The following is a 25,348-nucleotide window of genomic DNA, read 5'->3' as shown; positions in this document are numbered from 1 at the left end:
GGCAGGTAAACGAATGATTAGTTAAATGATATACATACCTTACTTTGCTTGCTAGATAACAGTTTTCAAACTCTTTTAAATAGAAAATACTCTGGAGACTATCTTATCCCCAGAGTACTTTTACATGATTATAAATAGAATTACTTATTTCACAGCTTCTTTTAATTCCTTACCTGGTTTAAATGCAGGAACTTTGGAAGCAGCGATTTGAATTTCTTCACCTGTTTGTGGGTTTCTACCTGTACGAGCTGCTCGGTCGCGCACTTCAAATGTGCCAAATCCAACTAATTGGATTTTCTCTTCTTTAGAAAGCGTATTAGAGATCGTTTCAATCAATGCATCTACTGCTTTTTTAGCGTCTTCTTTTGTTAGTTCTGCTTGTGCTGCTACAGCACTTACTAATTCAGTTTTGTTCATAGTCTTACACCTCGTCCTTTAATCTTAAATAGTATGTAGAAATGACACCATAACATATTACCTCTATATCTGTCACCTAGTAAGGCTAAGAAAAAGCAAACTAAATTCCTGTAACTATTATTAAGTTGAAAATTTGTTCTCTATTATGATGCCTTGCTTTTAAAATTTTCTAATATTACTACTAGCAACATTCACTCTATGCAGTCGTTACACTACAGCATTCAGACTCCCATTATAGTTCATTAAGGGTTAGATAATTCTTAAGCTTGATGAACTGCACTGTCATCCATATAACATAACTCCCATTGATGACCGTCTATATCTTGAAAACTCCATTGATACATAAAGCCATGATCAACCGGATCACTTGAAGCCTTGCCACCTGCTGCTAAAGCCCTATCGACAAGCTCATCAACTTTCCCCTTACTTTCAACAGATATTGCCAAAATAACTTCTGAATTTTTAGTTGCATCCGGAATTTCTTTTTTTGTAAAATCTTTAAAATAATCTTCCACCAACAACATGACAAATATATGATCACTGATAACCATACATGTTGCATTTTCATCGGTAAATTGAGCGTTAAATTCGAATCCTATTTTCGAAAAAAAGTCAACGGATTTATTCAAATCTTTAACCGGCAAATTCACAAAAATTTTCTCCGCCTGAACTCCCATAATCCCCCTCCTCACTTCACTATTTTTTGTTTGTTGTTTTGAATAATCTCGCATAACTTGTGCCTAGATTAAAATTTAAACAGTAGTTCCCTTTATCAGTTTGTCCAAAAACAATGGATAGTATAAGTATTTATTACCGCCCATTTAGTTCGGTTAAACTGATCTATTCATATTGGACGAATAAGAGTCACCGTAGGAACTCCCTATTATAAACAAACACAATCGGTGTTTGAATTATAAAGCTTTATTAATCCATTTCAATTATACAAGAGGTAATTTCTTTAATTTCCCTTTCCTTTGATTATCGTCGTTTAAGTTACTCTTTTCATAATGTAAACTTGAAGATTAGGGTGCACTTAACTCGTAATCATTAGATCATGTAGGTAAAACATGAATGATTGAACTACCCGCGACTTCATTTTCTAACGAAAATTTGAAGTGGCGAATTCCTAGGAACACCAATTTATCAATCAGTTATAGCTTAGGCGATCCCCGTAGTCCCTACGGTTAGAAGTCTTATAGCTTCTTTTTTAAGATTTATTTCTTTTTGTTTACCAAGAAAGAAGTTACACACGAAAGGTGAACAGCCTATCGTTTTATTGATCAGTATGGCTTGATCTTTGTTTGGATAGATGCGGAATTTATAGGCCTTATTAACCAACATACGATTTACCTCCTATATCCTACTTACATTTTACCATTGATTATACAAAATACAAACATTCGTTCTGTTCCGAGTCAAAAAAACAGCAAATAAAAGGGCTACTAGGCTAACGCCTAACCGAAATTCATCTCCCCCTTATCGTTGGGCTACACCCTTCACACGATTGAAGAGGGAGTCTTCTTTCGGAAAATGATAAATCAACAAAAAACACATGGCGAGTTTCAAAACCATGTGTTTTTTGTATGCAAATTGTTGTTTTGTTAGTATAGAAGGATGATAAATTAAGATTCGCAGCCTTCACATTGAAAAATTTGTTTTTCTGCATCTAATACTTTTAATAACTTTCCAATCACCACATCTTCATCCTCAGTAAATTCCAAGTCAACAATTCTTTCGTGGATTAATGCTTTAGCCCGTTCTTCTGTTTCGGCTACTTGACTAAATTCACCTTTTTTCTGAGTGGAAAGCACTTCATATTCAAAAAGATACCGTTGTTTCATCGTATCACTCCTATCCTCTTGTTAATCTTCTATTATAATGATTAACTTCGAGAAAGAAGAATAATCTGCTCTATAATGGATTATTAGTTTTACCTATATAGCTTTTGTCCGGTTTATTGAAATGGAATTTATTCTTTGGTGATTATTTCAACACGTTCATCTTCGTTAAAAATTCAATATCATACTGCTTTCTGAAAAACTCCTTCAGCATATACGCCACACCATGTTCATCATTCGTTCGGGTTACCCATGCAGCAGCAAGCTTCACCTCATTTGGAGCATTTCCCATAGCAACTCCAAGGCCTGATTCGGAAATCATTTCGAAGTCATCCTCATCATCACCAATTGCGACAATTTCATTTCTTTTAACGCCTAAATAGTCCGCTAAATAAAGAATCCCGTTCCATTTTGAAACACCCTTTGGAACAATTGCAATTTTTTGATAATGATTATCAATCACTTCCACTTCAGGGAACAGCTCTTTTAGTAAAATTAACAAATCAGTTTGATCTTTACGACTTTTAAAAATCACATCGATTTTCACTGGTGAAAACGGCTGTTCGTTCAACTCTTCGCTTAAAACATCTACAAAGTGTTGCGAATATACACTTGGCTCATTTTTGTAGATTATCGTTTTTCCTAGCAAATTTTCAGGAAGATTCATTCGATTTCCAATCAAGGATTTTTCCCGGATTAATTGAATCTGGCATTCTGTTTTTTCAAGCAGCTGAACCATTTCAAGTGTTAATTCTTCACTCATTCTTTTTATAAAAATTGGTTTCTCAATCGTTGAACCGACAAAAGCTCCTTGATGAGCAATCAGCATCGGATTAATTTTCAACGCTTTCGCTACTTTCTTTGCTGAGAGATAATTTCTTGATGTTACAAGGGCTACATTCACACCTTTTTGATGTACATATTCAATAGCTTCCCTCGTGGATTTATGTAAACGGCCATTCGATTGAAGCAATGTCCCATCAATATTCACGGCTAGTAAGCGATACACCATGTTGACCACCCCTCCTACTCCAATTTATGAAGAAAAAATGGACGGTAGAACATAGGATGGGAAGATTTTTGCCGTTTTGATATTGGATTCACTTATTAGTTGCCAAACAGCAAATACAATCACAACACTTATAAAGAAAGTACATTTGACTTTTTATGATTCAAATATATTTTTACGAAGCTGATTTTGCGAAGCCCCGCCCCTTTTCCACAGAAAAACACACCCCAACCATCCCTTTTCAGGATAACTGGAGCGCTTCACCAAATTGCTTTTTATTCCCCCTCATCGTTATCATTTGGAATTATATAATGACATTTTTAACGCTGCTAAATTTTTTTCCATAACTCCTATATAGTCTAAACCTTGTTTTTCTTCTTCTTTTGTTAATCCTTCCAATGGATTTAATACCTCAGTATCAGCACCGATCTCATTAGCTAACGTTTGTGCCACTTTTGAAGAGGTAAGTCCCTCGAAGTAGACTATTTTTACATTCTTTTCTTTTGTAAGTTTCGCCAATTCTGCTAATTTCCCCAGTGTAGGTTCTGCGTCAGGGGAGATTCCTGCGATTGGAATCTGTGTTAAACCATATTGTTTCGCTAAATAACCAAATGCGGCATGCTGTGTTACGAAATCTTTTCGTTGCGCCTTATCAATCGTTCCTTTATATAACTGATCTAAATCGGCAAGTTTTGCTGTAATTGCTTCTGCATTTTTCTCATATTGTTCTTTATTCCCCGGATCAACTTCTTCTAAAGCTTTTGCGATATTGACAACCTCTTTTGCAGCTAATACAGGGGAAAGCCATACATGGGGATCTTTAGAAACATGATGATCTGTGTGATGATGATCTTCCTCTTCATCAGAATCCATTAGTTCGATACCCTTCGATGCCTCAACCACTTTTAATTTAGACATATCAATACTTTTAAATACTTTTTCCGTCCATGTTTCAAAGTATGGGCTATTGAAAATAAATACATCTGAATCTTGAATTCTAGCTATATCTTTTGCAGTTGGATCCCAATCATGTGGTTCAACGCCGCTCGGTATTAAGAGGTTAACATTTGCTACATCACCAGCAACTTGTTTCGTAAAATAATACATAGGGTAGAAAGTCGTGACAATTTGCAATTTTTTCGGATTTGTATTTTCACTTCCACCTTTTGTCTTAGCTGCATTAGAACAACCACTTAATAACAATAGAAATATTAGAATCACACTTAAATATTTCCCCAATTCTCATCTTCCCTTCATTACATGATTTATAAATTAGAATTATTACGATTTATATAGAATAAATATACATAACATCATTTTTTAAAACGTAATGATTTCGAATTAAATCTTATTACGTTTTCGAGCTTCCGTCAATCTTTTTTTAATAATGAGCTTACTAGACGTGCATATCCTTTTGATAGGTATACTTGATTTAAGGAAATCAATCTTATTGTAATCTATTAAAAGACAGTTTATGCTTCTACTTATTTCGCCTGTAAACGTACATCCTATATAGGTATATTATACAATTGTTGGTTTTTTTCAAATACTTAAAGCGCCACAAACCTTTGGTTTAGTGGAACTCCATATTTGATCTCATCACCTCATGTCTAAAGACGGGCTAACACCCTGCATGGGCTTTCTCGTTCGGAAAGTCTGTAAAAAACATTAGTAAACAAAAAAACACATGGCATTTTCAATGAGCCATGTGTTTTTTTGTTTACGATTTGATTGTTTGCACCCTGACGTGATTCCTTTACTATATCGTCAGAAGTTTGAACGATTATTGTTGTGGAGCGCCGTAAAGATCTTCTAGCGGTTTCATGATAATTTTGTTTAAATCAGCAATTGCCATGCTCATTCGTTGTTCTGCTTCCATTAGTTTTGAAATCGTTGGATGCTGTTGAACAAGTGCCACAGTTTTTTGCGCTTGTTCCACTTCTTCTGGCATAATCTCTTGCCCTGTCATTTGTTTTTGTTGCAAGTTCATTTGCAGATTACGGAAGTTCTCGAACATGCCTTTTGCAGATGGGTCACCGTTCACTTGGTCAAATAGACTTTTTAGGTCCTTGTATTCGTTACTCTCACGGATTGCTTTTTCTAAATCATATGCTGAATCATACAGATTACTCATTTATATTCCCCCATTCATGGATTTCTCATTTCCACTATACCAAACCAAAATGAAAATTACACATATTATCCAAAAAAACAGCAATGAATTATTGAACGATCCCGATGATTCCTCCTAATTTGAAGTATGCACGGAAAAAAAGTCGGAATTGTTTCTGAAATTTTTTCTTCGTTTTCGGAAGGTAAGACTCATCCAAGGTTTGATAGTGATATTCGCTAATCCAGCTATCATATTGACTCAATACAAATTCTATAGCAGAGTTTTCTAATTTTTCTCCAAGTTGATGTACTCCGAATTGAGCGAGCATCGTATTCAGGCTTTTTTAGTTGTTATGACTTTTTTTACTTCTCCTTGTATCCATTCATTCATATCCTATTTAAAGGAAGCGTTCATGATCTTACTTTAAATGCTTTCAGGAGTAAATAAATGCTCAACTACGACATTCCTAAGCTGTGTAGCCAATTTCTCTTAGCTTTTAGGCAATTGACCTGGCGTAAAAGGAAGGCGTTTTCCAAATAGTGCCTCCTTTTATTCGAGTTCAACTAACCATCAGCCGGAAAGACACTCGCTGATGGCAGTTTATAACAAAAATTAATAGGCTGCTGTACACACTCTTTATTCATTGAACATACAATAACCCAGAATAGTGCAAGCGCCTAAATTAAGTGGTATGACTTATCTATACCGAGCGTAAACGAGGAATGACAATGAAAGTATTATACGACAAAGTTTCAATAATTGCAGATAAAAGTACTGCGGGTCGTACTCCCACTATTTATGTCCCTCCATTTCTTTTAAAAAAGTGGCAGTTAACAGACTCCACCCGTATCTCATTACAAGTAGGTTCCAAACAAATAGACGTGTTCGTAAGTATCCATCAAGATAACTTAGCACAACTTAAGATTCCCGGAAATGTACTTCAGCTTCTAGCACTTCCTAATCGTTCATTCTTTGTTCAAATAGGCTTTTGCCCTTTAAGTTCTCGGCTATCTATTGGCCCTATTCTAGCACTTCTCACCCATCATACACCAAGTGAAACGAATGGATTTGGAGAAATGGAAGTCTTTTTTAGGGAAATGTACAGGTTTTGTTGCATGAATGGGTTTCTTTTTTTCGTCATTCCTCTGCAAACTCTTGTTGAACCAAAGGGATTGACAGGGTACCTTCCAAATGATGATGGCTGGGAATGGATGTCGCTGCCTATACCCGATGTTGTGTATAACCGGATTCATTCAAGAAAACTGGAAAACTCAGAATCATTCCATCGTTTCAGTACGTTATTAAACGAAGCTGCTATTCCCTTTTTCAATGGAAGTTTTCTGTCTAAATGGGACACTCATGAACTTCTATTAACCGAGGATTCGCTTGCTCCGTACTTGCCTGAAACCATTCTGTTCCAATCAGAAGTAGAATTTGTAACTTTTTTACAATCTCATACAGAGGTATTTGTAAAGCCGGCGTTTGGAAGTCAAGGTCGAAATATTTGTAAGCTTTCACGTGTTTCAGAAGGATGGGTCCTAGAGCATTCAAGTAATATACAAGACACTCATCTGATTGAAACCGAAGAGCAGCTTTATCGAGCCCTTATGAAAAACATCAAAAAACGTTCCTATATTGTTCAAAGGGGCATTCCATTACTCGATATTGATGGGCATAAAACGGATTTTCGAGTATTACTGAATAAAAACAAAAAGCAAGAATGGGCGATCACATCCATTGTCGCAAGGCTTGGCAATGCCGGACATATTGTATCAAATCTCGCTCAAGGAGGCGAAATGAAAAATGCAGCTGCATTTCTCTCCTCTGTTTTCGAACGACCAGAAGCGATTCGTATTTATAAAAGCTTGTCCAGCCTTGCTTTAAACGTTGCCAAAACAGTTGAAAGCAAGCGGGATGATTTATTCGGAGAGCTTGGCATTGACTTAGCACTTGACTCGGATAACCATCCTTGGATTATTGAAGTGAACTCAAAACCTTCGAAGAAATTTCATGCAGACTCTGATAAAATTCGTCCCTCTGTGAAAAACATCGTTGAATATATGAACACATTGTATGTAAGTAAGGGGTCCTAATCATTACCATTGGAAAGGAGCAGGAACTATGGTTTCCCTAGGCATCTTATTATCCGATTTATCAAAGGAACAACATTATAGTACCGGAATTGCAAAAAAAGCCAGTAAAAGTGGGATGGAGGTGTTTCGGTTCAGGCCTTCTGGAGTTAACACAGAGGCTAAAACAATTCAAGGTGAATCGTACAATCAGGTAACTAATCTTTGGGAATCTGAAAGGTTTACGATTCCAACATTTATCTATGATCGCAGCTTTCATGGATTAACCAGAGACAATCAAAAAGCACGAAACAAAATGAACTGGCTAAAGAAACAAGCTCAATTTCTCGGCCATGGCCTTCCTAGTAAATGGGAAGTTTACAGCAAACTCAATGATCTACCACTGCTTCAAGCTTATATACCCGTAACAGCACAGGCTACAGATTCAAAAACCGTTTGGAATCATCTTCATGAATATGAACAGATTCTGCTAAAGCCTTCATTCGGATCGAGGGGGACTGGAATTTATCTTTTGTCTAAGGTTGATAACGGTACGCTCGTAACAATGACGAAAAATGGAAAACGATATGATAGACACTTCAAATCAAAAGAACAGCTTCATAGATGGATTGAATCACTCTTAAACAAATTCCAATTCCTTATCCAGCCTTATTTACCATTATCCAATCTTGATAATGAACCATTCGATCTGCGCATCCTCTTGCAAAAAGACGCGACCAATCACTGGGTGGAACAAGGTAGAGGCATTCGTAAGGGAAACAAGGATTGCATCACATCAAATTTAGCGACAGGCGGCAAGGCCATTACCTATGAAAAGTTTATGAAAGAAATTGCCAATCCCCATCAAAAATATATTGAACTTACTATTGGGCATATCCTTCGTACGCTACCGGAAGAGCTCGAAGCAAGATTTCAGCCGCTTTTTGAACTAGGGATTGACCTTGGAATTGATCGAAAAAATCGCGTGTGGATTCTTGATATCAACTCAAAACCTGGTCGGAAAATTATTGAAACGCTACAGCCAGAAAAAAAAGAAGCCCTATATGAAGCTCCAATTGCTTATTGTCAATATCTTACCGACAACTTAGTGAAAGCAGGTGAAACCGTTGAAGAAAATCTATCCCTGTGAAATAACTGATATGTTGGGAGATGTTTTTTATTACCCGTCTGATCTTTGCGGGGTTGTCGATTTTGCAGATAAGGAAGCCGTTTGCTTTGGACATCGTGCACATCAAGCTGACATAAGAAGCAACCCTTCCATTCGGCAAACCTTTGCTCTTTCACGATCCCTTGCTGAAACGCTATACTTTCCAGAAACAGAAACTTCCTTGCATGTGTTCCCTTATCAGAACAGCATTCATATCGGTCCACTAGTTGGCATTTTTTCAGCGGGCTTTGGACCTTTTTTAACTAAGCCATTAGGCGAACGTTCTTCATTTTTTTCTAAGCTTTTATCTCTGAATAAAACAACCGGCTGCATTCCCTTCATTTTTGGCGAAAACCACATCAACTGGGAACAAGAAACGATTCGTGGCTATGTGTACCAGGACAATCAATGGGACATCTGTGAATTTCCGTTTCCAAATGTCATCTATGACCGTTTACCCAACCGAAAAACAGAGAATAAAACGGGTCCGAAGGAAGTGAAACGAAAATTCCAAACCGACTATTCCATTCCTTGGTATAATCCTGGCTTTTTTAATAAATGGGATGTATATGAGCGGTTAATTGACGATGAACGTGCTATCCCCTACCTACCAGTCACCTATCCATTTCAGTCTTTTTCAATTGTCGAAACGATGCTTTCGGAACATCGCCAAGTTTATATAAAGCCGATTCACGGTAGCCTTGGATTAGGGATTCACCAAGTCCTTTATGATAAGCATGATGATGTATACTACTGTCGTTATCGTGATCATGAAAATGAAAATCGACTAAAGCGCTTCTCCACCCTTGAATCAATGCTAAAGCATGTGTTTAAAAACAAGCGGATTGATCATTTAATCGTACAACAGGGGATATCCTTAATCCGTAATAACCGCCGTCCAATCGATTTCCGGGTCCATACAAATAAAGACCTTGATGGAGATTGGCAGGTTACTGCAATTGCCGCAAAAATTGCTGGTGAAGGCAGCATCACAACCCATGTAAAAAACGGTGGGACTATTATGACACTTGATGAGCTATTTGGTGATGATGATACAGTGTTTGAGGTTCATCAACAACTGTCTAAAGCTGCACTTATCTTAAGTGAGGCGATTGAAGAGCACTTGGATGGGATTGTTGCTGAAATTGGTTTTGACTTAGGCCTAGATAAGCAAGGGCAAGTCTGGATGTTTGAAGCCAATTCAAAGCCCGGACGGTCGATTTTTTCTCATCCTAAATTGCGAGAATTTGAATTATTAACAAGGAAGCTTGCTCTTGACTATGCCGTCTATTTAACAGAGCAATCACTCGCCAGTACTGGCGGCTTACAGAAATGAAATTGTATTACGATTTAACCAATCGTTTGTGGTCGCATCGTTCTTCTGGTCAAGAGGCCTATTTTGGTCAAGAAACTACACAAATCCATTCTAGTGAAGAGATCCCATTACCGTCCTTTTCAATCCAATCAAAGCTAGAGCACGGAAATCGAATATTGACCGTTGGTATCATGACCTGCCAAAACAAAAAGAACAAATTCGGGATCGCTGGAAACCTGCCTTTATTTTACGACTTGCATCAAGAGCTTTTAAAGCATGGGATCTTCTCATTTATTTTTACCGCGGAAGATGCTTTAGCCAATACCGGACTTGGTCTCGTTTATAGTGCTGATTATGAAACATGGATGAAGGTCTCCGTTCCCAAGCCATGTGTCATCTACAACCGGATTCCCTTTCGTTCATTTGAAGAAAGCGCTACGTTCCAATCATTACTGAATGATTTTAAAGCTCGTAACATCTCGGTTTTTAATCCTGGTTTTTTTCATAAATACGATATGTTTGCAGCGTTAGCTAAAAGTCCCGGACTAAGTCCGTTTTTACCGGAAACCATTCTGCTGTCTACATCCCAAGTACTTAAAGATTTTCTTGAAAATCATCGCGAAATTTATGTAAAGCCAGGAAAAGGCAATCGCGGAAGCGGCATTGCAGCACTTTCCTTAACAAATCAATCAGCGATAATGGTAAAAAAAACGAGTGGCACAGAAACCTACCCTGCTTTCGATGATTATTGGAAGTCCGAAGCAGACAGACTAATACGAAAAAAATACATTGCTCAGCGTGCGATAGAACCCAGAAAATTGCGTGGCCATCGCTTTGATTATCGAATCCTTGTTCATTATCAGAATGGTGTCCATCTTGTAACAGGTAAAGCGGTTCGGATGTCTCAAACCCAGGAAATAACCACACATATTCCAAGAGGCGGAAAGCTTTATCCATATAATCGATTGCAATCGGCAGAACTTGACGAGCAATTTAAAACGATTGCTGAACAATGCGGAATCATTCTTTCGAAGTCATTTGGTTTTTTCGGAGAATTTTCAATTGATATTGGTGAAGATCTTAATGGGAATCTTTTTATTTATGAAGTGAACGCAAAGCCTATGCAATTCGATGAGCCGGAAATTGAAGCAGCCCGTCATAAGCATTTGCGAAAAATATTCAGAGAAATTGGTCTGCCAAAGCTTCTTCCATGATAGCAAAACTGAGTGCTCTTCCTTTATACTACAACTAATCTCATTTATAAAGGTAACCATGTGAGCACTCATTTTCAGGTGACAACCGTTATATGAAGACAAACAATTGCCCGGATAGACAATTTCATTTTCTGTGGAAAAGGAGCGGGGCTTTTAAAAAATCAGCTCCACACTTCCACCTTCATAAGGTGATATAATTTGAGTACTTGAACCTTTTTCATCGTTTTAGTTAGGATCAGATGCTCATGGATGTTTATTATGATAAAAAAACAGTTTCAAACCATTTATCATCCTGATGGTAGGATTGAATATCGAGATTCAGAACCCGCTACTGCTGATATGAAGAAGCTAACGAGCATAATTCACGACTTAATGATCTTTCGCGTTTATGAATAATGCCTTTTTCTTCGGTAACACTATAACCAAATGAAAAGCACTTTGAACATCTCTAACAAGGTTTAGGCAAACAACTAGATGGTTGCTACTATTCTTTAGATGAAGGTGCCAAAGAACTCTACAGGAGGATCCCTACATGAAGGAAAAGTATACATTCCTCAAAGATACCGATTACGAAGGAAAAGATTCGGCCTATTTAGATGTCGATCGTATTATTAACGAAGGCATGGCAGGTGGAAACGTCTATCAATCAGGAAGCAAACAAAACATTGAGGAGTCGCATGATTTTCATGACGAAGAGCCCCCTCAAATAAATAATTAACCGGAATGAAAAGAGACGGGACCAACACGGTTCTGTCTCTTTCTGAATTTTTTATTAATATTCTTGTGTGGGGGGCTGATTTTTTTATAAAAGAGTCTTTCCTCAGTCGCTTTAACACTCCTCGTCTAAAAAAAGGCACATCAAATTGTTCTAATAGTTGAAATTTCGTTATAATGAAGACAGCTTCCCCGGAATACAAACAAGAAAGGCAGTCCATTATGATAGAAAAATTACTAAACAAATATCCAAATTCGATTTCCCATAAGCAGAATGCTTCTAATATTGAACAGTACTTATGGTTTAGTGATGATATTGGCTCTGAAATCGGCATACCGAAATCAGCCATTACACCGGAAGAAATCAACCTTCTTAGTCTCTTATTCCATATGGATTCATTCGACGGGCGAAACGATACTTCCGCCAAACAGCCTTGGAGTGACTTTTTGTTGCATAAGAATGGAAATTTGCCCAAAACACGCTGGGAACATGTGCGTTTCACCCACTTCCACTTTGATCACAATGATTTTTCCTATCGTGATTTTGAAGAAGCATTACTGTCATTCATTTCTTCAAATGCGATATTAGTATGGACGGGTGATAAATCTGGTTCTTTAATCGAGGAAAAAACAGAAGATCGTCTAAGAAAAGAAGAACTAGTGGCTATGCTTCAAACGCTGGAAAGTGATTTTTATACAAAGATTGAAATATTCCTAGGTAGTTTTCATTTAGTAGATAAAGAGTTATCCTCTCACTATGAAATGGAAAAGAAATACTATCTTAAAGTTAAGAATCTTATCCAAAATCAGAAAGTAGTCGTTCTTGCTGATTTACTTCCTCTTCTTTTTCTCGAAGGCATTTCAGAAGAAGAAAAACAATGGTTCACCACACAATTACTCGGTGAAACATTGTTAGATAAAGAACTAATTGGTACAGTAAAAACGTATATTGAATGCAATTCAAATGCAAGTTTAGCTGCTAAAATGCTTTATATTCATCGCAACAGTCTGCAATATCGCATCGATAAATTTATTGATAAAACGGGCCTTGATGTTAGAACCTTTAATCATGCATTACCTGCTTATTTACTAATTTTGTTATCAGAATTTTAAATCTATGGCAACATGCATAAAAACAAGCTATCATTTTTGTGCACCCTGTCCATACTATTTTGAATGCGCTTCCAATACAATAGATTCATAGACAAGTGATTGGGAGGTTTTATAAATGGCAGAATTACAATTAGAACATATTTTTAAAATCTACGATAATAAAGTAACGGCTGTAGAAGATTTCAATCTACAAATTGAAGATAAGGAATTTATCGTTTTCGTAGGTCCTTCTGGTTGCGGTAAATCGACAACATTACGCATGATCGCAGGACTTGAAGAAATTTCAAAAGGTGATTTCTTCATTGATGGAAAGCGTGTGAATGATGTTCCACCTAAAGATCGTGATATCGCGATGGTCTTCCAAAACTATGCACTATACCCACATATGTCTGTATATGATAATATGGCATTCGGGCTAAAACTTCGTAAAATGCCGAAAGCTGAAATTGATCAACGCGTGAAAGAAGCGGCGAAAATTCTCGGTCTAGAAGTATACTTGGACCGTAAACCTAAAGCCCTTTCCGGTGGTCAACGTCAACGTGTTGCCCTTGGTCGTGCAATCGTCCGTGACGCAAAAGTCTTCCTGATGGATGAACCATTGTCGAACCTTGATGCTAAGCTACGTGTGCAAATGCGTGCTGAAATTGCAAAACTGCACAAACGCTTAAACACAACAACAATTTATGTTACCCATGACCAAACAGAAGCAATGACGATGGCCACACGCCTTGTTGTTATGAAAGACGGTATCATCCAACAAGTTGGTGCTCCTAAAGATGTGTATGAAAGACCTGAAAATGTTTTTGTGGGCGGTTTCATCGGTTCTCCAGCCATGAACTTCTTAAATGGAAAACTGGAAAATGGGTTTGTTAAAATTGGCGACCAATCTATCGCAATCCCTGAAGGAAAAATGAAGCTTCTTCGTGATCAAGGCTATGTAGGAAAAGAAATCATTTTGGGAATTCGCCCTGAAGACTTCCACGATGAGCCTTTATTCATTGAATCTTCTCCAGAGACGAGAATGAATGCCCATATTGAAGTAGCTGAGCTAATGGGGGCTGAATTCATGCTTTACTCTTCACTAGGAGGCCAAGATTTCGTTGCACGTGTTGATGCTCGGACAATTGTTCAAGCAGGCGATAATTTGGAAATGGCACTGGATATGAATAAAGCGCATTTCTTCGATGTCGAAACAGAACAACGCATCAGACCTTTATCTGAAGTAAACCAGGTAAAAGAAGCAGTCAGATAATTTCGAACCTCCTCTTTTAGAGTGCCGAAATCTATGAAAACTTATAAAGGAGCAGTGCATTTCATGAAATTGCACTGCTTTTTTATTGTTTTCAATGAACGGTAACTTCCTCATAACACCTTCATTTCTACTTTTTTTAGAATATAAAGCAGATTTTTAGCCTCTAGTTTATTAAGTAAACGGATTAACTCATCCAAACCGACCAAACCTTTAACCCATATTAGGTATTGCTAAAACTTCTTACCCTCCCCTGTCCGTTCAACAAAAAAAGTCGCCGAAGCAACCTTGGCGAACTTATTTATGTCGGCAGTTTTTACAAACTTGAATAATGTTTTTTGTGTCCGTTTTATGAGAGTACAATAATTTAATTCTTTTTTTACCACATAAAGGGCAGTCTCCTCGTCCTTTTGAGGGGAGCTTACTTAATGTTTTTCCTCGGTATCTTTTCACCATTTCCATCCATCCCTCATATAAAAATTCATCCTTCCCTTTATTTAATGATGGACTGCAATAAATATTGTTGGGGGTTTTAATCAATTTTCATTTTTTTAAGATATAAATATTACATATGAAAAACCATTTAGATTTAAACATTAGTACCCGCTAGAACACCCCTAAATGGACTTAGTTTTTTCAAAACTTCACCTAGCAAAAAAGGATATATTAGAAAACCAAACATCATCCGAAATGGAGTGATTAGCAAAAATACAGGATTCCTTGAAACGAAGGTCATCGTTAATGACGTGTACATTGATTATTTTTAAATAATAAAATTACACCAACAAGTCAATTTAATCATTTTAGATGTTCGTTAACTAGCAGGGACCACTCTTGAGAGTAAATATCTAAAAGCAGTAGACAATCTAGTGAATTAGATGTAACCGGACAAAATTGTATACGGAACAAACTATTATGTTTATAATAGACCAATGGAATTTTGTTATAGGAACGGTGATGTTTTATATGTTAAAGGCTTATTCTTGGCTGATTTTATGTGTTGTCGTATGGGGAAGTAATTTTGTCTTTGGAAAAATATTAGTTCAAGATTTCTCTCCAACTATGCTAACTATGCTGAGACTATTGTTTATTGTCCTAGTTTTAATTGGATTATCTTTGTACAAAAAATCTAGTAGACGTGTGAATAAAGCAGATTTAATTTGCCTTTTTGCACTAGGGGTTATTGGTGTATTTGTTAATCAATGGTCTTTTTTTACAGGATTACAAACAGCTGATCCAACCACATCCGCACTAATTTTAGCTACTACTCCGCTTTTAACTGGTTTTTTAGCCGCTGTATTTTTAAAAGAAAGGTTAACGATTCGTATGTTGATGGGGTCCATTCTTGCATTCATCGGCATTTATTTTGTTGTAACGAAAGGAAATTTATCAACGATTCACATAGATAAAGGTTTACTATGGATTGTTGTTACAATGATTACTTTCGCAATTATGATAATTATGACAAGAGTACTCTCTCAAAGAATAGACCCTCTTACGATTACTTTATATTCAAACCTTGTAGGATTTATTGTATCGATCCCATTCGCTTTTTCATTAGACGATCCCATTCGGATCAGCTTTGATATTTCTGATTGGGCGCTATTAATTGGAACAGCTGTTATTGTTCATGGCATAGCCACACTTATTTGGAATAACAACATTCGGCATGTTAATGCTTCAAAGGCATCTATATTATCTAATTTAGAGCCCTTTGTCGCCATGGTTACAGGGTTCTTTTTACTAACCAAACCAATTACCAGTGTAGAATTATTAGGGTCCCTATTCATTGTGGGAGGAGTCGTGCTATCAACTTATCAATGGAAAAAGCAAATCAAACGAAGAGGGTGACCGAAGGGTCCCCTTTTTCGTTTGGTTGAACTCATCCGCTAAAGGTTCTTTTTTACAGTTAATACTTTTATTTTTGATTCCACTCCTCTTTTACCAGACCATAAACAACATGGTCAACATAATGGAGCAACTAATAAAGACATACCTTGGGAACCAAAAAAACCTTTTACTGCATTAGCGGAATATTACGAGAGATTAACTTCAAATATCACTCATTAAGAGCATCTTATTGGATGCTTTTTAATTGTCTCTAATTTTGGTTAGTATGCTATTAGCATATTCAATAATGATACCGATAGAATACGATTATAAAAGGATAAAAATATCGGTTACACCTCAAAATATTTCTTCTATTGCTTTCATTATATTAACAAATTTATGAATAATCTTTTTCTCTCCTGCCCCGATAGCCAACCATACAGTGAAGAAAACAGCGATATACCCATAAGAATGAGGGTAACGTCTTTTAGGCAGACATTGAAAAAAGTTGCTAATAAATAGCAACCTTTTCGATATTATTTTTAGTTTTCATTGCATGGGATGACCGGTAACAAAATATGAGAGGGGTACACTTCATTGTGATAAATAGTTTGGCTCGCTGTACTATAATTTGTACCGTTCAGCGTGGTTGTACCATTGTTAAAATTCACATCGAAGCGTGGGAAGTTACTAGACGAAATCTCCACTCTTAGTTGGTGACCAGCTAGGAACACGTTACTCGTTGCCCATAGATCGATTTCATAAGGTAGGATTTGACCTTGAATACTTTCAGTTTCCTTTTTATAGCTGTTACGAAAAGATGATCGAACAATCCCATCTGTTAAATTAAAAGCGGTCCCATCCGGAGCAACATCCACTAATTTAGCTGTAAAATCGGTGGAGCAGGCATCGGTTTTTGCATAGAGAATAACCTTTATTGGACCGGTCACTTCCATAGCCTCTCTTAATACCTCACTCGCATATACTAAAATATCTTCTCGTTCTTCGACCATTCTTTGATCCATCGGGCCAATCGAACCTATTTGATCAAAAAGGGTACCTCCACCCGTACTTGGTACTGGGTTTGATGGGTCAAAAATAAAATGATCTGTCATTTCTTCTCCTTGCATGTCAATGGACAACCTGCCGTCCCCAAATCTAGTATTTGCTTTCCCTTTGCTATGGAAATAGTAAGGAACATATTTCGTTTGTGGGAGTGGCCATGCATCTTCTTCCCGCCATGTATTCGTCCCCATCACAAAAATTTTCACTGGTTTTTCTTGTAGAATTTTTGTTTCTTTTTCTTTTAACCAATAATCGAACCAGCGGAGATGTAAATTTGTTAAATCTTCCTTATAATCAATCCAGTCCTGTGAAGCGTGTTGTCCAAATTTTCTTTGCCCAATCTGGGAACTAAAATCACCATGTGTCCACGGACCGATCATTAACTTTTGTGGCTGGTTTACGTTTTCTTTTGAATGAAGATAGTTTGCAATGGTTGGACTTAGTAAATTATCGTACCATCCCCCCAGATGAAACGCAGGAACAGTTATTCCTTTTAATTTTTCTACTCCTAACGAAAGTTCATCCCACACCTTATCTTTCAAATCATATTCCAACATTTCATAAAAGTAATTGGCAACACCTAGTTCCTTTAATGCGGGCCATTCTTTAAGTGGGAAGAAGCGAAATTCTTCTTCAATGTTATCGATTAGTTCAGCTAAGCGACGCATTTTCTGTTGATACTCCTTTGGATCAGTAAATTTACGTTTTATCGCATCTGGCGCAATTGATTCTAAAGCCCAAGTTATATTCAATCCTAGCCCATACGTTCCATTTTGATAAAAGCTTCCTTCCCTTAAATCATTAAATGTCTGAGCAGGGAAGATCGCCTTTAAATGTGGCGGATTTTCAGCAGCTGCTAGTAACTGAGTAAATCCGTAATAAGAAAGGCCATACATCCCAACTTTCCCATTAGAATATGGCAGCTCAGCAGCCCATTCAACAGCTTCGAATCCATCTTTTCCTTCATATTTAAAGGGGAAAAAATCTCCTTCTGAAGCAAAACGTCCCCTTACATCTTGAACAATCACCACATACCCATTTTCGACTAATCGATTCGTGTCCAAATAGCGATGAGAATAAAATGGATGACTTTTATTATATGGTAGACGGGTAAGTAATACTGGATGCTGTTGATCATCATCTGGGCGATAAACATCAGCATATAAAATTGTGTTATCCGATAGCTGACAAGGTACATTTTTTTCTAAAACGATTTTGTGTATGTTCATTCGGGCTTCCTTCCTTTAACTACTAAGTTGTTTTCTGGTGAAGCGCTCCACTTAAACAAATTTTCATTGGCCATACTTGATATATTGTAGAGTCAAGCATGGTCGTCTATAGATTCCTTACGTAATAGGTTAATAGGTTGTAGCAGATTCCAATCCCGTAAGTGGACGGTTTTTTGATTCTGCCAAGTTTCCTGAATCAAGAGGTAATTTTCTGACTGACAGTATCTTCTTGAATCGTTAGTTTGACTTTGCGTGTGAAGGCACTGACAGCAAGCATGATGATCGTGTTCACAGAAATTGACGCAATCCCAATATCAAGGTCCTGAATGAATTGAGGAGACGATGGGAATAACGTAGCCATTGTCGTCCCTGCCAATGTGTAGTAAGCAACCAATCCCACCCCAACAATCATTCCAACAGAAGCACCCGCTTTACTGATTGGGTTTTTCTTCAATAAACTGAATATTAATGGCGGGAACAGCTGCAGTACAAAGGTATAAGCCATCGTCAGCAATGAAAGCATTGTGTTGCCACCAAAGAATGTAAAATACAAGGAAATTAATGATACGATTGGGACGAAAATACGTGTTAATTTAGCAAGTTTTTCATTCGATGTATTAGGTTTAATGGCTTTATAAATATTTTTTGATAAAATTGTCGATGCCGTCAAAATTAACATCGAACAAGGAATAAGAGCTGCAAGCATCCCGGCTGATCCGACAACGCCGATAAACCAAGATGGAAATGCTGTCTTTGCTAGTTTAAACAAAGCAAGATCCGATTCTGCTCCTTGTAAGTTCGGGATTTGAATAGCAGCAGTAAAGCCGATAAATATAATAAAGACAAGAACGATTTGATACAAAGGTAATATTGCCGCGTTTTTCCGCAGGGTTGATTCGTTATGAGAAGATAAACTGGCGCCGAAACAATGCGGCCACATATACTGACCCAATGCAACAATGACGCAAAGGGAAATATACCACGGGATGCTCAAGCCCTTGTCAGCAAACAATAAGAAGCCTGGTTTGGTTGCTTCCAATGTTTCAAACATCGGCTGTATACCACCGAAAAAATGAATCGGCAAGTAAATGCCCAAAATCAGAATAACGACAAGCATGAGGATATCTTTTAGCATAGATGTCCATGCTGATCCGTGAATTCCTGAAACGTAAACGAAAACGGTCACAACTATCATGCCCATCCAAACAGCTATCGTTGGAGAAATCATACCGAACGATGCCTCTGAAGCAATAATTTGGAAGCCTTTTAATTGGATAACAATATAAGGAATCATTGAAACGACACCAATAATCGCGACTAGCAATCCCAATGGCTTACTATTATACTTTTTTGCAAAAAAATCAGATTGTGTCAGCAAGTTATGCTTTTTTGCATAACGCCAAATAGGGGGTAAAATCCAGAAAGGAACGATATAAGTAAGGGCACAAAATATATAAATTGCTGGAGCACCAAACCTGTAGGCTGCTCCGCTTGCCCCGAGGAATACAAACGTTGAAAACATCTCTCCTGCCATTAGAACAAACATGATTAAACCACCGAAGCTCCTGCCCCCAACTGCCCACTGCTCTAGCTTCATTTCCTGCCCTTTTCGTGCGCGGATACCTAAATAAATAGCCAAAACAAGAGTCGCAATAATAATTAATATGGAACTGTTCATTTATTCTCCTCCTGTTTCTCTTGAAGAATGCAGCTAATATAAAGACAGATTGACGTTATTATCAGCCAAGAGGCTGACCAGAAAACAATGAAGGGTAATCCAAGAATATAAGGTTCCAAACGATTCATAACCGTTAATGAACCAATTGCAGGTATGAGACTTAGCAAAATAATAAGTTTTTTCAATTTAAATCCCCCTTATTGAAAGCGCTTTAAAATCTAGCTGGTATTGCATGAAAAAAATTTTCTTCACACGATACCTAGCTATTCATTATTTCACTGCTATATCCTTAGATGATATGATTGTCGCAATAAGTTCTGACACTCGGTCTCCCACTTCTGAAGTAGACGCCGTCCCATTCATATCTGGTGTTAGTACTTGATCTTCTAACAAAAGCTGCTCAATCGCCTCAAGAACAACTTTTCCATGCGCTTCATAGCCGAAAAAGTCAAGCATCTGGCTTGCTGACCAAATTGATGCGAGCGGGTTACCGATGCCTTTGCCTGCAATGTCAGGTGCTGATCCATGAATCGGCTCAAACATCGATGGGAAATCTCTTTCAGGATTTATATTCGCTCCAGCTGCAAGGCCTATCCCACCAGCAAGAGCTGCGCCTAAATCCGTTAAAATATCGCCGAACAAGTTTGATGTCACAACGACTTCAAAGCGTTTTGGATCTTTAATCATCAGCATTGCTGCCGCGTCAACAAGATAAGAAGCTGTTTCAACTTCAGGATATTGGGCACTTACTTCTTCAAATACCTGGTCCCAGAAAACCATTGAATAATTGAGAGCGTTTGCTTTAGATATACTTGTCAACGACCTGCCTTCTTTTTTCGCCGTTTCAAACGCGTAACGGATGATACGCTCCGTGCCTTTACGGGAAAACACACTGTTTTGCAAAACGACTTCGTGTTCCTGCCCTTTAAACAGCCAGTCCCCTGCGCCTGAATATTCACCTTCACTGTTTTCGCGAATAAACAGCATGTCGATGTCTTCGCGTTTCACATCAACAAGTGGCAAGTGCGCTCCTTTTAACAATGTCACAGGTCGAATATTCACATATTGATCAAAGCTTTTACGAATTTTTAACAGCAGATCCCACAGTGAGATGTGGTCAGGGACGCCGGGAAATCCGACTGCACCCAAATAAATCGCGTCAAATTCTTTCAGCTGGTCAATTCCATCATCATCCATCATTTTTCCATTTTCCGCGTAAAACTCACATCCCCACGGAAAATATGTAAATTCAAATTGGAAGTTTGAATCCAGTTGAGCCACTTTATTTAATACTTTTACCCCTTCACGAATGACTTCAGGACCGATACCGTCTCCGGCAATAACTGCTATTTTAAATTGTTTCACACTGATCTCCCTCTTTTTTTTAGCTTTGGTTCCAAACGACCAATTTCATTTCAGTCATTTCTTCCACCGCGTATTTTATTCCTTCACGACCTGTGCCACTGTCTTTCACACCACCGTATGGCATTTGGTCGACACGATAAGTTGGCACATCATTAATGATTACACCGCCCACATGCAATTCCTGTGAAGCGTACAAAGCGTTTTTCACATTGTTTGTGTAGATGCCAGCCTGTAATCCGAAGCGAGAATCGTTAACTTGCTCAATTGCTTCTTTAACTGAAGCCACTTTGTTCACAACGACAACTGGAGCAAATGCTTCTTGACAAGATACTTTTAACGAATGATCCGCTTCTGTAATAATGGTTGGCAGAAGAATTCCAGCTTGCAGTTTGCCACCCGCTTCAATTGTTGCAGAACTACCTTTCGTTTCCTCAATCCAGTCTAGTACACGTTCTGCTTCCCCTTTTGAAATTAAAGCTGAAATATATGTGTCAGGATCTAGTGGGTCGCCAATTTTTAACTTCTTAGCAGCATTTGTGAACTTCGCAACAAATTCTTCATACACATCTACATGCGCATATACACGCTGTAAGGAAATACACACTTGGCCCTGGTTAGAGAAAGCCCCCATAATGCAACGTTCAATAATTTGATCAATGTCAACGTCTTTGTCGATAATTAATGCCGAATTTGATCCAAGTTCAAGGGTTGTCTTTTTCAAGCCAGCCTTGTTCCGAATACCGATACCGACGCTCGGGCTGCCTGTGAATGTGACCATACTTACCCGATCGTCCTCTACAATCGCTTCCCCGACCGTACCTCCGGGACCTGTTACCACATTTAATACGCCAGCAGGAAGACCAGCTTCTTCAAAAATTCCCGCGATAAAAAGAGCAGACAACGGGGTTTGTGACGCTGGCTTCAGAACAATGGTATTGCCAGCTGCTATTGCCGGACCTACCTTATGAGCAACGAGGTTCATTGGAAAGTTAAATGGAGTAATCGCTCCAATGACCCCAATCGCTTCTCTTAAAGTGTAACCGATTCGGCCGACGCCGCCAACAGCTGCATCAAAAGGAATCGTTTCTCCGTGTATTCTCTTTGCTTCTTCAGCAGAAAATTTATACGTTTCAATCGTTCTTGCTACTTCCGCTTTTGCGAACATAATCGGCTTGGCAGATTCGCGAGAAATAATCTCTGCCGCTTCATCCGCTTTGTCTGTTAATAATACTGCAACTTTCCCCAAAATTTCTGCTCGCTGATATGCCGGCATTTTTGCCATTACTCCACGTGCGTTGTAAGCAGCGGTAATTGCCTGAATAGTCAGCTCTTTATCTGCCATCGCAATTTGGGCGATTTCATCCCCCGAGTAAGGCGAGTAGAGTGGAGCATATTTCGCTGGTTCTACTTTTTCACCATTAATCATCAAAAACTGCTTCGTCGATTGTGCTTCATTCGCTAATTTACTCATTGAGGGCCTCCAATACCATTTCATGAAATTGTACAATCGCTTTTTCTGAAGACGAATATCTACCTTTATTAAATGCACGAGAGCGGAAACCGATTTGTTCTAACTCAACAAGCTCAACATCTTCCAGGCGAACTTGTTCAGCAAAAGCAACTAAATCTTTTTCTTCTTGAGTCAAATTCTCATCACGGAAATAATACGTGTAAAGAATCAAAGTTGTTTCATGATCAATTGGCACCAATTGAATCGTCGCCATATTGCCAGGACCCGGATAAATAGTCAACATTAAGTTTGGCCATAGCCAGTAGAAAGATCCACCTTGCATTTCCGCCTGATTTAAATCAACTGTTCCATAATTTTTATCTGGTTTAACGATTGAACCTTGAAGAGAATAGTTTTCACATGTAATGATTTGATAATCATCCATGTCTAATGCTTGAACAAAGCTTGGATGAGCGACATGGCAGTGGTCACATTCTAAATAATTATCAATAAACGCTTTCCAGTTCGCTTTAATCACCCGTGATGTTTGGTGTGTCCTTTTTAACTCACTTAAAAACGGATTTTTGTTCAAACGGTCGAAGAAATCACCATAAGATTCGCTAAGTGGCTGCGCGTTATCGTCTAAGTTGACAAAGATTAAAGATTCCATGATTTCCATACGGACCGAGCGCAAACAAGCGTCCTGTACACAAGCTTCATCTTCTTCGCCTCTAAAGTTCGGCGCTTTATTTAATGTTCCATCCAATTTGAACGTCCAGCCGTGATAACTACATTGTAAAATTTTCTTCTTACCAGATTCACTTTTTTCAAGCTTTGTCGCACGATGTGGGCAAACATTATAAAAAGCTCGGATAACTTCATCCTGGCCGCGATTGACGATAATTGGTTCGTTTGCTACTTCAGTCGTGAAGAAAGAACCTACTTTCTCCAATTGGCTGACATGCCCTACAAGCTGCCAAGATTTAGAGAATACAAGATCCATTTCTTTTTCAAGTACTTTCGGATCTGTATATTTATCATAAGTCAATGTTCTTTCAAACGTTCGATTCGTTGCATTTTTTACTTTATTATAAGCCATAATTCATTCTCCCCCATACATACATAAATAGTAGTAATCACTTGCAAGCAAGGCTAAGATTTTATCAAACATTTTTAGTAATAAATGAACAATCTACTTAATTATCCAGCTTGAACTGATTTACAAATAAAAGGTTCTAAAGCCACCTTAATGGAATCTGTTGGACAACCATCGAAAGCATCTTCTAAATCTTCTTCCAGTTCCTCTGGTACTTCAGTTATGCCTGTGTTGTCTTCAAGAATCGCAAAAGCAATCCCTTCGTCATTGTAATCAAAAATTTCTGGTGCAGTTGCCCCACATGCCCCACAAGCAATACATGTATCTTGGTCAACTAATGTGTATTTAGCCATGTGGATTCCCCCTTATATTCATTTAAATAAAATTAAACAACTGATCCGCTTTTTTCTTTTTCCCCCATAATGGAGGTGCTGTGAAGAGGCTGAACTTTCGAGCTCGGATCAATGTATACTTTTGCATTACTAACAGCTGTCGGCGCTTCACCAAAACCACTTGCGATCAACTTCACTTTCCCTTCGTACGTGCAAATATCACCTGCAGCATATATGCCTGTGATATTCGTTTCCATCTTAGAGTTAACGACGATGGAATTACTTTCGATTTCAAGACCCCAGTCTTTAATCGGGCCTAGCGAGGAAACAAAGCCGTAATTAACAAGGACATCATCGACTTCAAATTCTATCGATTCTCCACTCTTGGCCTGAGTCACAATCACTTTTTCTATTTTTTCATCGCCGACTAATTTAGTAGGCACGTATGGCGTTAAAACCTCCACTTTTGACTGTTTCAACTGGTCTACACTATGCTCATGGGCGCGGAATTTGTCTCGTCGGTGAATCAGCGTTACTTTTTCCGCAATCGGTTCAAGCATAAGTGCCCAGTCAACTGCTGAATCGCCACCGCCAAACACAACTACTTTCTTTCCGCTAAATCGGTCTAAATCCTTTACGAAATAATGAAGGTTAACGTTTTCAAATTTTTCTTCACCTTCAATCTTCAAGTGACGCGGTTGGAATGCTCCATTTCCAGCTGTGATAATCACAGCTTTTGTATAATGAGTTTCTTCGTTCGTCGTAATCGCGAACCCCCCATCGACTGTTCGAACGATGCTTTCAACCGATTGCTTGAGGCAAATAGTCGTTTCAAACTGATTCACTTGCACGAGTAATTGATCAATGAGTTCCTGGGCCCATACTTTCGGAAAACCAGCAATGTCATAAATATATTTTTCAGGGTACAAAGCAGACAACTGGCCGCCGAGCTGAGGAAGACTTTCGATAATTTTCACCGATGCCTGGCGCATTCCCGCATAAAAAGCAGTAAACAAACCAACTGGCCCTCCTCCAATAATTGTGATGTCAAAAACCTCATGCTGTTTTTCCATCCTCATTCCTC

24 protein-coding genes are annotated in these 25,348 nt (G+C 38.2%); 9 read left to right on the top strand and 15 right to left on the bottom strand.

Annotation, left to right across the window (positions count from 1 at the left end):
- Positions 1-144: 144 nt before the first annotated feature.
- The 7 genes from AC625_RS05365 to AC625_RS05335 form a co-directional block, all read right to left on the bottom strand.
- A complete protein-coding gene (locus AC625_RS05365) occupies positions 145-417 on the bottom strand; it encodes an HU family DNA-binding protein (RefSeq protein ID WP_049680336.1) in 273 nt (90 codons plus the stop codon).
- A gap of 260 nt (positions 418-677) precedes the next feature.
- Positions 678-1,094, bottom strand: coding sequence for a VOC family protein (locus AC625_RS05360; RefSeq protein ID WP_049680335.1), 417 nt, complete (start codon positions 1,092-1,094; stop codon positions 678-680).
- A 481-nt stretch (positions 1,095-1,575) separates the two neighbouring features.
- Entirely contained in the window at positions 1,576-1,758 is a 183-nt protein-coding gene (locus tag AC625_RS05355; RefSeq protein ID WP_049680334.1) for a helix-turn-helix domain-containing protein, read from the bottom strand.
- 281 nt (positions 1,759-2,039) lie between these two features.
- On the bottom strand, positions 2,040-2,258 hold the full coding sequence (locus AC625_RS05350; RefSeq protein WP_049680333.1) for a hypothetical protein: 219 nt from the start codon (positions 2,256-2,258) through the stop codon (positions 2,040-2,042).
- A gap of 142 nt (positions 2,259-2,400) precedes the next feature.
- Positions 2,401-3,267 carry a Cof-type HAD-IIB family hydrolase gene (locus AC625_RS05345; protein WP_049680332.1) on the bottom strand — a complete coding sequence of 289 codons (867 nt, stop codon included), beginning with the start codon at positions 3,265-3,267 and terminating at the stop codon, positions 2,401-2,403.
- A gap of 291 nt (positions 3,268-3,558) precedes the next feature.
- On the bottom strand, positions 3,559-4,503 hold the full coding sequence (locus tag AC625_RS05340; RefSeq protein ID WP_049680331.1) for a metal ABC transporter substrate-binding protein: 945 nt from the start codon (positions 4,501-4,503) through the stop codon (positions 3,559-3,561).
- Between the two features lie 544 nt (positions 4,504-5,047).
- A complete protein-coding gene (locus AC625_RS05335) occupies positions 5,048-5,398 on the bottom strand; it encodes a YlbF/YmcA family competence regulator (RefSeq protein WP_049680330.1) in 351 nt (116 codons plus the stop codon).
- Between the two features lie 707 nt (positions 5,399-6,105).
- Here AC625_RS05335 and AC625_RS05325 point away from each other — a divergent pair.
- From AC625_RS05325 to AC625_RS05290, 9 genes are all read left to right on the top strand, one after another.
- Complete coding sequence (locus AC625_RS05325; RefSeq protein WP_049680328.1) at positions 6,106-7,470, top strand: YheC/YheD family endospore coat-associated protein; 1,365 nt, start codon at positions 6,106-6,108, stop codon at positions 7,468-7,470.
- Positions 7,471-7,498: 28 nt separating this feature from the next.
- The gene (locus AC625_RS05320) at positions 7,499-8,596 is read left to right on the top strand and encodes a YheC/YheD family endospore coat-associated protein (RefSeq protein ID WP_049680327.1); all 1,098 of its coding nucleotides are present in this window, start codon (positions 7,499-7,501) and stop codon (positions 8,594-8,596) included.
- Entirely contained in the window at positions 8,574-9,950 is a 1,377-nt protein-coding gene (locus tag AC625_RS05315; RefSeq protein WP_049680326.1) for a YheC/YheD family endospore coat-associated protein, read from the top strand. The genes AC625_RS05320 and AC625_RS05315 overlap by 23 nt, the downstream gene beginning before the upstream one ends.
- The gene (locus AC625_RS05310; RefSeq protein ID WP_049680325.1) at positions 9,947-11,143 is read left to right on the top strand and encodes a YheC/YheD family endospore coat-associated protein; all 1,197 of its coding nucleotides are present in this window, start codon (positions 9,947-9,949) and stop codon (positions 11,141-11,143) included. The genes AC625_RS05315 and AC625_RS05310 overlap by 4 nt, the downstream gene beginning before the upstream one ends.
- A 258-nt stretch (positions 11,144-11,401) precedes the next feature.
- Positions 11,402-11,539 (top strand): DUF5342 family protein, encoded by a 138-nt coding sequence (locus AC625_RS26450; protein WP_156187424.1) that lies wholly within the window; start codon positions 11,402-11,404, stop codon positions 11,537-11,539.
- A gap of 136 nt (positions 11,540-11,675) precedes the next feature.
- Positions 11,676-11,861 carry a hypothetical protein gene (locus tag AC625_RS05305; protein ID WP_049680324.1) on the top strand — a complete coding sequence of 62 codons (186 nt, stop codon included), beginning with the start codon at positions 11,676-11,678 and terminating at the stop codon, positions 11,859-11,861.
- Between the two features lie 218 nt (positions 11,862-12,079).
- Complete coding sequence (locus AC625_RS05300; RefSeq protein WP_049680323.1) at positions 12,080-12,970, top strand: helix-turn-helix domain-containing protein; 891 nt, start codon at positions 12,080-12,082, stop codon at positions 12,968-12,970.
- Positions 12,971-13,085: 115 nt separating this feature from the next.
- Positions 13,086-14,222 carry an ABC transporter ATP-binding protein gene (locus AC625_RS05295; protein ID WP_049680322.1) on the top strand — a complete coding sequence of 379 codons (1,137 nt, stop codon included), beginning with the start codon at positions 13,086-13,088 and terminating at the stop codon, positions 14,220-14,222.
- 963 nt (positions 14,223-15,185) lie between these two features.
- The gene (locus tag AC625_RS05290; RefSeq protein ID WP_049680321.1) at positions 15,186-16,070 is read left to right on the top strand and encodes a DMT family transporter; all 885 of its coding nucleotides are present in this window, start codon (positions 15,186-15,188) and stop codon (positions 16,068-16,070) included.
- 521 nt (positions 16,071-16,591) lie between these two features.
- On the opposite strand, the gene AC625_RS05285 is transcribed toward AC625_RS05290, so the two are convergent.
- The 8 genes from AC625_RS05285 to AC625_RS05250 all read right to left on the bottom strand — a co-directional run bounded on the left by AC625_RS05285 (position 16,592) and on the right by AC625_RS05250 (position 25,337).
- Complete coding sequence (locus AC625_RS05285; protein ID WP_049680320.1) at positions 16,592-18,343, bottom strand: CocE/NonD family hydrolase; 1,752 nt, start codon at positions 18,341-18,343, stop codon at positions 16,592-16,594.
- Positions 18,344-18,539: 196 nt separating this feature from the next.
- Entirely contained in the window at positions 18,540-20,021 is a 1,482-nt protein-coding gene (locus AC625_RS05280; protein ID WP_049680319.1) for a sodium:solute symporter family protein, read from the bottom strand.
- Positions 20,018-20,206 (bottom strand): DUF3311 domain-containing protein, encoded by a 189-nt coding sequence (locus AC625_RS05275; RefSeq protein WP_049680318.1) that lies wholly within the window; start codon positions 20,204-20,206, stop codon positions 20,018-20,020. Before AC625_RS05275 ends, AC625_RS05280 begins: the two co-directional genes overlap by 4 nt.
- An 85-nt stretch (positions 20,207-20,291) precedes the next feature.
- Positions 20,292-21,386, bottom strand: coding sequence for a tartrate dehydrogenase (locus AC625_RS05270; protein WP_049680317.1), 1,095 nt, complete (start codon positions 21,384-21,386; stop codon positions 20,292-20,294).
- Positions 21,387-21,405: 19 nt separating this feature from the next.
- Complete coding sequence (locus AC625_RS05265) at positions 21,406-22,857, bottom strand: aldehyde dehydrogenase family protein (protein ID WP_049680316.1); 1,452 nt, start codon at positions 22,855-22,857, stop codon at positions 21,406-21,408.
- Positions 22,850-23,935 carry an aromatic ring-hydroxylating oxygenase subunit alpha gene (locus AC625_RS05260; protein ID WP_049680315.1) on the bottom strand — a complete coding sequence of 362 codons (1,086 nt, stop codon included), beginning with the start codon at positions 23,933-23,935 and terminating at the stop codon, positions 22,850-22,852. The genes AC625_RS05265 and AC625_RS05260 overlap by 8 nt, the downstream gene beginning before the upstream one ends.
- Positions 23,936-24,036: 101 nt before the next feature.
- Positions 24,037-24,285: a ferredoxin gene (locus AC625_RS05255; protein ID WP_049680314.1), complete on the bottom strand. Its 249-nt coding sequence runs from the start codon at positions 24,283-24,285 to the stop codon at positions 24,037-24,039.
- A gap of 32 nt (positions 24,286-24,317) precedes the next feature.
- Positions 24,318-25,337, bottom strand: coding sequence for an NAD(P)/FAD-dependent oxidoreductase (locus tag AC625_RS05250; protein ID WP_049680313.1), 1,020 nt, complete (start codon positions 25,335-25,337; stop codon positions 24,318-24,320).
- Between the last annotated feature and the right edge of the window lie 11 nt (positions 25,338-25,348).

This window comes from Peribacillus loiseleuriae (assembly GCF_001183985.1).
GTDB classification, from domain to species: Bacteria; Bacillota; Bacilli; order Bacillales; family DSM-1321; genus Peribacillus; species Peribacillus loiseleuriae.
The sequence above is the reverse complement of the archived record's forward strand: the minus strand, read 5'-3'. Positions and strand labels throughout refer to the sequence as shown.